We start from the raw sequence: 12,763 nt of genomic DNA on the forward strand, positions 1-12,763 counted from the left end.
CTTTGTTGCAGCGCACCATAAAAACGCCCGCCCGTTAACCACGAGCCCAGAGATTTCGGTCGTTGCACGGCATGGCTTGTGGACCTTCGCCCCGTACGCTTTTATTAACAAAGCGTTAACCGAAAATGCCCGCTTGCGGAGGGTTCGCCAGCGCATGCCGCCTGAAAACTACTCCTTCCTCGACGTCGCCGTGCTCGATGCGGTGCGCCAGCGCTTCGCCGCCGGCGACGCGCTTGCCATATTGTCGGCCGACCTCGAGCAGGTGATCTGGGCCAACGGGCCAGGTGCCGCGGTGTTCGGCTATCCAGATATCGAGGCCATCATCGGCGCCTCGGCGCAATTGCCGCTGATCGCCAGGCGGCAGATCATGGCGACCAGCGGCTTTCCGGATATCGGCAGCGACCGCGCCATCACCGTCAGGCTGGCGACCGGCATGGTGAGCCGTGCCGTCGGCTTGCTCGCCAGCGCGGTTACGATGCCGGACGGCGAAAAGGCGATCATGCTGGCGATGCCGGCGGCGCAGACCGGTTCGCGCAGCGCGGACGAAATCGCCAGCCGCGCCATCGGCGGCTTCACAGAGGCCGGGCATTTCATCGCCTTCGTCGATGCCGAAGGCCGTGTCGAGGCGGCTTCGGAGGGTTTTATCGCGCTCGGCATCACGCCGGCGACCCTGGCTGCCCTTGTCGCGGATGTGGCAAGTGCTGGAGACCGCATCGTCAAGCGCCTTGTTCCCGGTGCAAGCACCTCCTACCCGGCCGGTTTCGCGCGGCTCACCGACCAGCGCCATCTGCTGGTGGTGATCGATGAGGAGCAGCTCGACGGCCGGCAGGACGACGGCGATCAGGCGGCAGCGTCGGAAAGCGCGCCCACCATCTCCGAAGACAAGAGCGCCGCCACTGAAGCCGCGCCCGTCCGAGAGGACGATACCGGCGCCGAGGCAGGCAAGCAGACTGCCGATACCGGTCCCGCGCAGCATGATCATTGGTATTTCAACGCCGGCGGCGGCGACGCGGGGCGGCCCGAACCGGAAGCGCCGGCGCGGGTCGAACCGACGGATGCCGCGGCCGAAAACCGGCAGGACGCCGCCGAAACCGCGCCGCCGGCAGAGCCGGCCGCGGCTCGCACGATCGACCGTTCGGCGCCGCCGCTGCGTTTCGTCTGGCGCACCGATGCCGAAGGCAAGTTCAGCGCGCTGTCGCCGGAATTCGCCGACATCGTCGGCAAGCCGGCCGCCGATGTGATCGGCCGCCGCTTCAGGGATGTCGCCACGACTTTCGGTCTCGACGCATCGGGCGAGATCGCCACCCTGCTCGAGCGGCGCGATACCTGGTCAGGGCGCTCGGTGCTTTGGCCGGTGGCTGGCACGGACCTGAAGATCCCCGTCGACCTGGCGGCGCTGCCGGTCTATGGCCGCAGCCGTGCCTTCGAGGGTTTTCGCGGCTTCGGCGTCGCGCGCAGCGCCGACGCCATTGTCGATCCGGAAGCGCTCGGCATGGCGCTTGTGCCCAATGGCGCCCCGCCGGCCGAACCCGAGCCTGCCGCCGAGCAACCCGCGGCCGAGCCGCCGAAGCCTGCCGACCCGTTCCAGGGCGAGGTGCCGGCGCTGGCCATCGTGCCGAAGCCGGAGCGGCGCTATGCCGACAAGGTGATCCGGCTGGCCGAGCATCGGCAGCCGGCCAACGACAAGCAACCGGGAAATGACAAGCAGCAGGGAAGTGACAGGCAGCCGGGACCTGACAAGGGCCTGTCGATCCTCGAGCGCAGCGCCTTTCGCGAGATCGGCGAGCGGCTGCGGAAGGACAGTACCGGCCCGGCCGAGCCGCCGACCACTGACATCGCCAGCGCTGAAAAGCAGCCTGATGCGGCCGCGCCCGCCGACAAGGCCGGTCCAGCGGCGGAACAACCGAAGACCGGCGAATCCGATCTGACGGCGCCTGACGCGACTGGGCATGAGCCCGCAGCGCAAGAAGATAGTCAAACGCAGCCCAAGGCTGAAACCGTCGAGACGGCTGAGGCGCAGACCGAGGCCGAAGATCAGAAGGACCTGGCTCGGCTCGACGGCATCGACGATGCTTCCGAGATTGCCGGTGGCGAAGACGAAACGCCACCCGCGTCCGGTTCGCTGCTCAACTATGCCGGGCGCGAGAAAGCCGACGACGACGCGGACGAAGCGGCGGGTTTCGAGACCGCAGCGACGGAAAAAACATCCGAGCCGAAGGCCGAACGACCGGCCGAGGCGTCTGACGCCGGCGCTGACGATGACAGCATGACCGCCGACGATTTTCGCGACGCGGAAGACAGCGAGGACTGGGCCGGCTCCGACAGCGCCCTGTCCGAAGCTGAACAGCCCGGCGAAGGCAAAGCCGCGTCACCGGAACGGCCGCGCCTTACGGTGCCGCTGCTCAAGCTCGAAGGCTTCGTGCCGTCGGCTTTCTCCACCGGGGAGGAATCCAGGGCGCCCGACACGTCGATCATCGCCAGGCTGCCGGTGCCGCTGCTCATCCATTCCGGCGACGTGCTGCATTACGCCAATGAGGCGTTCCTCGAGCTCACCGGCTATGACACGCTGGAGGACCTTGCCGATGCCGGCGGGCTGGGCGCGCTGTTCGCCGACCATTACGATGGCGAGGCCGACGAAAGCGACCGTTCACTGAAGCTTACAACCCGCCAGGGCCAGGAATTCCCGATCGATGCGCTGTTGCGTTCCGTGCCGTGGCGCGGCGGCAAGGCACTGATGCTGGTGGTGCGCCGCTCGGGCGAGGACGAAGTGCCGGCGGCGCATTTCCGTGCGGCGAACGACGAGCCGAGCCAGCAGCCGGATGTTTCGGAGCTCAAATCGCGCATCGCCGAAATGCGCACCATCATCGACACCGCCACCGACGGCGTGGTGCTGATCGGCCGCGACGGCAATATCCGCTCGATCAGCCGCCCGGCGGAAGCCCTGTTCGGCTTCGACAGCGACGAGATCGCCGGCAAGCCGTTTGCCTCGCTGTTCGCCATCGAAAGCCAGCGCGCGGCGCGCGACTATCTCGCCGGCCTTTCCGAGCCGGGCGTGGCGAGCCTGCTCAATGACGGTCGCGAGGTCATCGGCCGCGAGGCGCAGGGGCGTTTCATCCCGCTGTTCATGACTATCGGCAGGCTGCCCAACGACAGCGGCTTCTGCGCCGTCGTGCGCGACATCACACAGTGGAAGCGGGCCGAGGAGGACCTCACCCAGGCGCGCGCCGTGGCCGAGCGCGCCTCCTCGCAAAAGACGGATTTCCTCGCCCGCATCAGCCACGAGATCCGCACTCCGCTCAACGCCATCATCGGCTTTTCCGAACTGATGGTGGACGAGAAGTTCGGTCCCGTAGCCAACGACCGTTACCGCGATTATCTGCGCGACATCAACCGTTCGGGCAATCACGTGCTCGACCTCGTCAACGACCTGCTCGACATCTCCAAGATCGAGGCCGGCCAGCAGGAGATGGCCTACGAGGCGGTGTCGCTCAACGACACGCTGGCCGAGACGGTGGCGATGATGCAGCCGCAGGCCAACCGCGAGCGCGTCATCATCCGTTCCAGCTTCGCGTCACGGCTGCCGGAAGTGGTGGCGGATTTGAGAAGCGTGCGCCAGATCGCGCTCAACATCCTGTCCAATGCCATCCGCTACACGCAGGCCGGCGGCCAGGTGATCGTGTCGACTGCCTACGAGGCTTCCGGCGACGTCGTCATGCGGGTGCGCGACACCGGCATCGGCATGACCCAGGCCGAGATCGAGCAGGCGCTGAAGCCGTTCAAGCAGATCAATGCGCTGAAGCGCGGCCGCGGCGACGGCACCGGCCTCGGGCTGCCGCTGACCAAGGCTATGGTGGAGGCCAACCGCGCCCGTTTCACCATCACCTCGACGCCCGGCGAAGGCACACTGGTCGAGATTGGTTTCCCTTCCACGCGCGTGCTGGCCGAATAATCGGACACGGCTTCGCAAAGAAAAAGGCGTCCAATGGACGCCTTGAAAGATGGGATTGCTGTCACAACGGGGCTTGAGCGAATCTGATCCTCAGGGGACGAGGAACGGGATTTCTCCCTCAAGTTACACGCGACTATCGGCGCCGTCCCTTAACAAGTCCTTACCGCGGCCTGAAAAAATTTACGAATGTGTACCACTCGTGAAATCTAGGTAAATTCGGCCGACAGAATTTTTTAACCATGCTGAAGTGCCATTTTGGGCAGGCTTTGCCGTTGTCCCAAAACCGCTGCACAGTTTTGGGCGGCATGCTTAATCGGCCAGCTGCGGCAAATTCCTGAACAGCTCGAGCGCCTCGGGATTGGCGAGCGCTTCCTTGTTCTTGATGGCGCGGCCGTGCACGACGTCGCGCACGGCCAGCTCGGTGATCTTGCCGGACTTGGTCCTTGGAATGTCGGTGACGGCGACGATCTTTGCCGGCACATGGCGGGGGCTGGCGCCGGTGCGGATCCTGGCGCGGATGCGCTTTTCCAAATCCTCGTCGAGGCTGACGCCGGCGGCCAGCCGCACGAACAGCACGACGCGCACGTCATTGTCGAAATCCTGGCCGATGCACAGCGCCTCCAGGATTTCCGGCATCTGCTCGACCTGATTGTAGATCTCGGCCGTGCCGATCCTCACCCCGCCCGGATTGAGCGTGGCATCCGAGCGGCCATGGATGATCATGCCGCCATGCGCCGTCCATTCGGCGAAGTCGCCATGGCACCAGATATTGTCGAAGCGCTCGAAATAGGCCGCGTGATATTTCTTGCCTTCCGGATCGTTCCAGAAGCCGATCGGCATCGACGGGAAGGCTTTTGCGCAGACGAGCTCGCCCTTCTCCTGCCGGATCGGCTTGCCGTCGTCGTTCCACACATCGACGGCGAGGCCGAGACCCGGTCCCTGGATCTCTCCAGTCCAGACCGGTTCTATCGGCACGCCGAGCACGAAGCAGGAAACGATGTCGGTGCCGCCTGAGACGGAGGCCAGGTGCACGTCCTTCTTGATGCCGTCATAGACGAAGCGGAAATCCTCCGGCGACAGCGGCGATCCGGTGGACGAGATGGTGCGCACGCTCCCGAGGTCATGGCTCGTGATGGGCTTCAGCCCCGCCTTGCGGACGGAATCGATGAATTTCGCCGAGGTGCCGAAATGGGTCATCTCCTCCGCATCGGCGAAATCGAACAGCGCGTTGCCGTCGGGATAGAAGGGCGAGCCGTCATAGAGCAGAAGCGTCGCCCCCGAGGCGAGGCCCGAGACCAGCCAGTTCCACATCATCCAGCCGCAGGTGGTGAAGTAGAAGAAGCGGTCGCCGTCGAGCAGGCCGGCATGCAGGCGATGCTCCTTGACATGCTGGATCAATGTGCCGCCAGCCGAATGCACGATGCATTTCGGGATCCCGGTGGTGCCGGAGGAGAACAGTATGTAGAGCGGGTGCGAAAACGGCAGCCGTTCGAAGGTAAGCGCCTTGGCGGCGAAGGGCGCCAGCGCCTCTTCGAGCGCCACTGCCTTGTCGATGGTGGCGGCGACATCGGAAGATGTGCCGAGATAGTCGACGATCAGCACCTTGCGCACGGTCGCGAGTTTCCCGGCCACCGCCCGGACCTTGTCGGCGACCTCGATCGCCTTGCCGTTGTACCAGTAGCCGTCGGGCGCGATGAAGACGACCGGCTCGATCTGGCCGAAACGATCGAGCACGCCCTGCTCGCCGAAATCGGGCGAGCAGGAGGACCAGACCGCGCCGATCGACGCTGCGGCCAGCATGGCGGCGACCGTCTCGGGCATGTTGGGCATCATGGCGGCGATGCGGTCGCCTTGCTTGACCCCAAGCGACAGAAAGAGCTGCTGCAGGCGCGAGGTGAGTGCGTTGAGCTCGTTCCAGGACAGCCTGCGCTCTACCTTGTCCTCGCCGCGAAAGACGATGGCCAGGCCGCCGCCTGTCTTCTTCAGGAGGTTCTCGGCGAAATTGAGTTTCGCGTCGGGAAAGAAGGCCGCGCCCGGCATCCTCTCGCCGTCGATAAGCGCCCGCTCGCCTTTGTCGCCGACAAACCCGCAAAAATCCCAGACCAGGCTCCAGAACGCCTCGCGATCGTCGATCGACCAGCGGTGCAGCTCGGTATAGCTGGAGAAAGCCTCCCCCGATTTCGCTGCGGCGGCTTTCAGGAAGGCGGTCATCGGCGCGGAGGCGATCCGGTCCTGCGTCGGCGTCCACAAGGGGGTGTCGGCGGCCATCATCGTTCCTCCCAAAGCGCGTCGCGATTGCGGCAGTTAAGCCTGACGTCGCCCACGTCGTTGTCCCAAAACCGGCGTGCCGTTGCGGGGCCGGACGGGTCTATCGCTTATGCATACCGCAGCGCAGCAGAGCAAGATTTTGTTGGGAATGACCGGCAAGGATGCGATGCAAATGCCATCGCTGGGCCATAAAGACTTGAAAAGCGACGGCGCTCGGTTACACCCGTCGGGCGATTTTGTCGGCAATGGAAGCATACGGGGCGAAATGCCATCATCTTTGATCCGGCGCGGGGTATGGGTGATCGGCGTTGCGGTGCTGGTCATCGCGCTGGCCGTCGCCGCCCTGCCGCTGATTGCCTCGACGCGGATCGTGCGCGACCGCATCGCCTGGGAATTGAGCGCCTGGAGCGGTTTTCGCGTGACGATCGACGGCTCGCCGCGCATCGAGGTGTGGCCGAAGTTTCGGGCAATCCTCAGCGACGTGACGCTGTCGCAATGGACAGAGACCGACGCGCCGCCGGTGATCGAAGCCGAGCGTGTCGAAGTCGACCTCTCCGCCATGGCCGCCCTGCAAGGCGACGTGGCGTTCTCGACGGCAAGGCTGGTGCGGCCAACCATCAGGGTCGAGCGCACGGCGAGCGGCCTCTATTTGCCGCCGCTGCCCTCCGGCGGCCGCATCACGCGCTCGATCGACACGGCGCGCGGCGTAGTCACCGCGAACCCGCAGAAGCCCGACCTCGGCAGACTGCCTTCCGATCCGTTCGGCACCGTCGAGTTCCGCGACGGCCGTGTCGTGACGTCAGTGGGTGGCAAGGACACTGAGATCCTGAGCAGCCTCAGCGGCCAGGTGAACTGGGCGGCGATGAACAGTGACGCCACGCTCACGGCGACCGGCATATGGCGCGGCGAAAGCGTCCAGATCGACTTTTCCTCGGCGAGGCCGCTGGTGCTGTTTGCCGGAGGCGTCGCGCCCGTCACGCTCGCCTTCAAGGCGGCGCCCGCCACCCTCTCCTTCGACGGCGTAGCCTCGATGTCGGAGAACGCCTATCTGGACGGCCAGGCGAAATTCGCCGCTCCGTCGCTCAGACGCCTGCTTGAATGGTCACAGGCCGGCATCGCGCCAGGTGCCGCGATCGGCTCCGTCTCGGTCGCCAGCAAGGTGACGGCGTCGGCGGGACGGGCGAAATTCGAGAACACGACGGTGGCGCTGAACAACAACCCGGGCATGGGAGCGCTGGACTTTTCGTTCAGCGAGGCCCTGCCGGTCATTTCCGGCACGCTTGCCTTCGACACGCTCGACCTTCGATCGTTCCTTTCCGCCTTCACACCGATCACTCCTACCGGCGAAGCAGGCCCCGGCGACATCGACACCAGCTTCGCCGACAAGATCAACCTCGATCTCAGGCTATCGGCGGCGCACGCCACCGCGGGTCCGGTACAGCTTGCCGACATCGCCGCGACCGCGCAGGTCAAGAACGGGCTTGCCGTCTTCGACATCTCCGACGCCTCCGCCTTTAACGGCAACATCCAGAGCAGCCTGCGTTTCGACCGCAAGCCGGACGGCACCCAGGTCGAGATGCGGCTTTTGGCGTCGGATGTCGACACCGGCGCCTTCGCCACCGCGGCCGGGATGACGCGACTGGTGCCGGCCGGCACCGGAACCGTCTCGATCATCCTCAAGGGGCCGGGCAAGGCCTGGGACTCGATCTTCGAGAACGCCGACGGATCCTTCTCGGCGACGTTCGGGCCGGGCTCGCTCAACGGCCTCAACCTGCCTGCCTTCCTCAAGCGCAACGGACAGGGCGGGTTCTTCGCGCTTGACGATGTCGCCGATGGCTCGCTGCCGATCGACGGCGCCGAGATCAAGGCAAGCATCTCGAAAGGCGTGGCGCGGCTGGACAAGGCCGAGGTCAACGCACAGAAGTACAAGATCTGGCTTTCCGGCATCGCCTCCTATGCCGGGCGCGGCCTGGCGCTCTCCGGCGGCATCGTCCAGACCGGGCAACCCGCGCAGCAACAGCAGGCGCAGCAACCGGCCGCCAGCGGTCAGGCGGCCGTGCAGGCGCCGCAGCCCCCAAACCAGTCGCTGTTCTTCGTCGGCGGCAACTGGAGCACGCCGTTCATCTCGCCGATCAGCCGCGGCGTTTCAGGCCAATAAGCGAATTTTTCGGAAAAGCGCGTAAAGCGCGTCGCGTTGAAACGGATTCAGGCGACGCGCTTTAAATCTTTGTTTTAATGCATGCCGTTGCCCCAGAACCGCTACACACTTCTGGGCGACATGCATGAGCTCTCCGTCAGGGATCGCATAGGAGGCGAGGCGCAAGCAGCGCCCGCCCCTTTGTTCCTCACCCGCGCTGCGCGGCCTGCTCGTCGCGCTGGCGCTGGACCTCGCGGCGCTTGTTGGCGATCGAGGCGATGATGACGCCGACCGCGACCACCGCGATCAGGATGGTGCAGGCGGCGTTGATCTCCGGCGTCACGCCAAGGCGCACCTGGCTGTAGATCTTCATCGGCAGCGTCGTTGCGCCCGGACCGGAGGTGAAGCTGGCGATGACCAGATCGTCGAGCGACAGCGTGAAGGCCAGCATCCAGCCGGAGATGATCGCCGGCATGATCACCGGCAAGGTGATCTGGAAGAAGGTCTTCACCGGCGGCGCGCCGAGGTCCATGGCGGCCTCCTCGAGCGAGCGATCGAAGGAGACCAGGCGCGACTGCACGACGACGGCCACGAAGCACATGGTGAAGGTGATGTGGGCGAGCGTGACCGTGAAAAAGCCGCGGTCGAGCCCGACCGCCACAAACAGCAGGAGCAACGACAGGCCGGTGATGACTTCCGGCATGACCAGCGGCGCGAAGACCATGCCGGAAAAAAGCACCCTGCCCTTGAAGCGCGTATAGCGCGTCAAGGTGATCGCGGCCAGCGTGCCGAGTACGGTCGCCACGGTGGCCGAGAGGACGCCGACGCGCGCGGTCACCCAGGTGGCATCCATCAGACCCTGGTTGTGGAACAGCGACACGTACCATTTGGTCGAGAAGCCGCCCCAGACGGTGACAAGCTTCGATTCGTTGAAGGAAAAGACGATGAGCAGCACGATCGGCAGATAGAGGAAGGCAAAGCCGAGCACGATCGAGGTGATGTTGAAGCGGCTCCAGGTGGCGTTCATTTGCCTTGCTCCTGGGCTTTCGCCTGCGCCTGCTGGAAGAACATGATCGGAATGGTCAGCACCAGAAGCAGGATGACGGCCACCGCCGACGAGACCGGCCAGTCGCGGTTGGCGAAGAACTCGTTCCACAGCGTCTTGCCGATCATCAGCGTCTGCGAGCCGCCGAGAAGGTCGGGGATGACGAATTCGCCGACCGCCGGGATGAACACCAAAAGGCAGCCGGCGATGACGCCCGGCAGCGACAGCGGGAAGGTGATCTTCCAGAAGGCGCCGGTCTGCGGGCAGCCCAGGTCCTGCGCCGCCTCGATCAGCGAATAGTCCATCTTTTCCAGCGACGAATAGAGCGGCAGCACCATAAAGGGCAGGTAGGAATAGACGATGCCGATGAAGATCGCGGTGTAGGTGTTGAGGATGACCAGCGGCTGGCTGATGAGGTGCAGCGACAAAAGCACCTGGTTGAGCAGTCCTTCCGGTTTGAGGATGCCGATCCAGGCATAGACGCGGATCAGGAACGAGGTCCAGAACGGCAGGATCACTAGCATCAGCAAGGTCGGGCGCACCGTCGCAGGCGCGCGCGCCATGCCGTAGGCGATCGGATAGCCGACGATCAATGTCAGCACCGTCGAGATGGCGGCGATGATCAGGCTCGTCACATAGGCGTTGAAGTAGAGCGCGTCCTGGGTCAGCCAGGTGTAGTTGTCGAAGTTCAGTTCACGGAATCCGGCGAAGAATCCAGAAAAGCCGTCGGTGAAATCGAGCACCGGAGTGTAGGGCGGCATCGCAATCGCCGTCGTCGACAGCGAGATCTTGAAGACGATGATGAACGGAACGAGGAAGAAGAACAGCAGCCAGAGATAGGGGACGATGATGACGAGGCGGTCGACGAACCCCTTCGCCAGCCTCGCCGGCAATGCTGCAGCGGTTGCGGTCGGTGGAGAAGCCGTGACGGCGATGTTGGTCATGACCCGCTCCTACCTTGTCAGCACGACGCCGGCGTCTGGCCGGAAGGAAACCCAGGCGCGGTCGTTCCAGGTCAGCGGATCCTCGGTCAAGCGCGACGCGTTCAACGCGCTTGCCCGCACGATCTGCCCGTCGTCCAGCTTGATGTGATAGACGGTCATGTCGCCGAGATAGGCGACATCGTAGATCTCGCCCTCCAGGGCATTGACGGCGTCGGCCGGCTTCTTCGACGAGACCTTGATCTTCTCCGGCCGGATCGCGAAGACGATGTCGGCGCCGTTGGCGGTCTCGGCGGCGTTCTCGACGACGATCTGCGCCCCGGTCGCGCCGGTGATGCGCGTCGTATTCGCCGCCCGCTCGGCGACCTTGCCCTCGAACATGTTCACATTGCCGACGAAATGCGCGACGAAGCGCGAGGTCGGGGCCTCATAGACTTCCGCCGGCGTGGCCACCTGCATCACCTCGCCCTTGTCCATGATCGCGATACGGTCGGCCATGGTCATGGCTTCTTCCTGGTCGTGGGTGACGACGACGAAGGTGAGGCCGAGCTCCTGCTGCAGGTCCATCAGCTCGAACTGCGTCTCCTCGCGCAGTTTCTTGTCGAGCGCGCCGAGCGGCTCGTCCAGAAGAAGCACCTTCGGCCGCTTGGCGACCGAGCGGGCGAGCGCGACGCGCTGGCGCTGGCCGCCGGAAAGCTGATGCGGCTTGCGCTTGGCGAACTGCTCGAGCTTGACCAGCCTCAGCATCTCGGCGACGCGCTTTTCGATATCGGCCGCGGGCATGCCTTCCTGCTTGAGGCCGAAGGCGATGTTCTTCTCCACCGTCATATGCGGAAACAGCGCGTAGGACTGGAACATCATGTTCACCGGCCGCTTGTAGGGCGGGATGCCCCGCAGGTCCTGGCCGTCGAGCAGGATGCGGCCGGCCGTCGGCTCCTCGAAGCCGGCGAGCATCCTGAGCAGGGTCGACTTGCCGCAGCCGGAGGCGCCAAGCAGGGCGAAGAACTCGCGCTCGAAGATGGTCAGCGACAGATTGTTGACCGCGGTGAAGTCGCCGAACTTCTTGGTCACCTTGTCGAACTGGATGTACGGCTTGGCGCTCGGATCGTTCCACGGCGCGAAATCCCTGCGGATGCTGCCAAGCGATTTCATGTCCCCACTCCGTTCTTATTGTTGGTGCTTCAAATTCTTGGCGCTTCAAAAGAAAGCGACCCCGGCAGTTGGCTGCCGGGGTCGCGTCTCGACGCTTATTGGCCGGTGACGATCTTTGTCCAGGTGCGCGTGATGACGCGCTGTGTCTTGGGATCGTATGGCTGCACGGTATAGAGCTTCTTGGTCGTCTCCTCATCCGGATAGACCGAGGTATCTTCTAACAGCGCCTTGTCGACGAACTGCTGCGAGGCCTTGTTGCCGTTGGCGTAGAGCACGTAGTTCGACGACTTGGCAATGACTTCCGGCGTCATCATGTAATTGATGAACTCAAGCGCCTCGGCGGCATGCGGCGCATCGGCCGGGATCGCCATCTGATCGAACCACATCTGGGCGCCTTCCTTCGGCACCGAATAGCCGATCTCGACACCCTGCTTGGCTTCCTCGGCGCGGTTGCGTGCCTGGAACACGTCGCCCGACCAGCCCACCGCCAGGCAGATATCGCCGTTGGCCAGAGCATTGATGTATTCGGACGAGTGGAACTTGCGGATATAGGGCCGGACCTTCAGCAGCGCTTCCTCGGCCTTGGCGATGTCGTCGGGCGAGGTGCTGTTCGGATCGAGGCCGAGATATTTCAACGCCGCCGGAATGATGTCGGCCGGCGAATCCAGCACATAGACGCCGCAATCCTTCAACTTGGCCAGGCTGTCCGGATTGAAGAACACGTCCCAGCTGTCGACCTTGTCGGTGCCAAGTGCCGCCTGGACCTTCTTGACGTTATAGCCGAGGCCGACCGTGCCCCACATGTAGTTGACCGAGTATTCGTTGCCCGGATCGTACTTGCCGGTGCGCTCGGTAATGACGTCCCACATGTTGGAGATGTTGGGCAGCTTCGACTTGTCGAGCTTCTGGAACACGCCGGCCTGGATCTGGCGCGCAAGGAAGTTGGCGCTGGGCACCACGACGTCGTAGCCGCTGCCGCCGGCCAGCAGCTTGGTCTCCAGGATCTCGTTGGAATCGAAGGTGTCGTAGACGACCTTGATGCCGGTCTTCTTGGTGAAGTCGTCGATGATCGAGCTGTCGATATAGTCCGACCAGTTGTAGACGTTGACGACGCGGTCGTCGGCGTGGCCGCCGACGGTGAAGAGCGTCAGGAATGCCGAAGTCGCCGAAAGCAAAAGCGCTTTGCGGATCATAATGTTCTCCTTTGGTGAGTGTTCCCGTGCCGACTCGTCGCGATATGGGCGCGAGACGGCGTCTGGTTCAGGCTATTG

At 64.3% G+C, this 12,763-nt stretch carries 7 protein-coding genes; 2 read left to right on the forward strand and 5 right to left on the reverse strand.

Features of this window, described 5'->3' with window-relative positions; all coding sequences use genetic code 11:
• Positions 1 to 154 precede the first annotated feature (154 nt).
• On the forward strand, positions 155 to 3,949 hold the full coding sequence (locus AC4FWB_RS23365) for a PAS domain S-box protein (RefSeq protein ID WP_491028589.1): 3,795 nt from the start codon (positions 155 to 157) through the stop codon (positions 3,947 to 3,949).
• A 309-nt stretch (positions 3,950 to 4,258) separates the two neighbouring features.
• On the opposite strand, the gene AC4FWB_RS23370 is transcribed toward AC4FWB_RS23365, so the two are convergent.
• Positions 4,259 to 6,217, reverse strand: coding sequence for an acetoacetate--CoA ligase (locus AC4FWB_RS23370; RefSeq protein WP_491028590.1), 1,959 nt, complete (start codon positions 6,215 to 6,217; stop codon positions 4,259 to 4,261).
• Between the two features lie 265 nt (positions 6,218 to 6,482).
• On the opposite strand from AC4FWB_RS23370, the gene AC4FWB_RS23375 reads away from it, so the two are divergent.
• Complete coding sequence (locus AC4FWB_RS23375; RefSeq protein WP_491028591.1) at positions 6,483 to 8,375, forward strand: AsmA family protein; 1,893 nt, start codon at positions 6,483 to 6,485, stop codon at positions 8,373 to 8,375.
• Positions 8,376 to 8,562: 187 nt separating this feature from the next.
• Here the strand turns inward: AC4FWB_RS23375 and AC4FWB_RS23380 are convergent, their stop codons facing one another.
• The 4 genes from AC4FWB_RS23380 to AC4FWB_RS23395 form a co-directional block, all read right to left on the reverse strand.
• Complete coding sequence (locus AC4FWB_RS23380) at positions 8,563 to 9,381, reverse strand: ABC transporter permease subunit (RefSeq protein WP_491028592.1); 819 nt, start codon at positions 9,379 to 9,381, stop codon at positions 8,563 to 8,565.
• On the reverse strand, positions 9,378 to 10,343 hold the full coding sequence (locus tag AC4FWB_RS23385; RefSeq protein ID WP_491028593.1) for an ABC transporter permease subunit: 966 nt from the start codon (positions 10,341 to 10,343) through the stop codon (positions 9,378 to 9,380). Before AC4FWB_RS23385 ends, AC4FWB_RS23380 begins: the two co-directional genes overlap by 4 nt.
• Before the next feature lie 9 nt (positions 10,344 to 10,352).
• Positions 10,353 to 11,492: an ABC transporter ATP-binding protein gene (locus AC4FWB_RS23390; protein ID WP_491028594.1), complete on the reverse strand. Its 1,140-nt coding sequence runs from the start codon at positions 11,490 to 11,492 to the stop codon at positions 10,353 to 10,355.
• 95 nt (positions 11,493 to 11,587) lie between these two features.
• A complete protein-coding gene (locus tag AC4FWB_RS23395) occupies positions 11,588 to 12,685 on the reverse strand; it encodes a polyamine ABC transporter substrate-binding protein (RefSeq protein WP_491028595.1) in 1,098 nt (365 codons plus the stop codon).
• Positions 12,686 to 12,763 lie beyond the last annotated feature (78 nt).

It is taken from the genome of Mesorhizobium sp. LEGMi-168a (assembly GCF_058312955.1).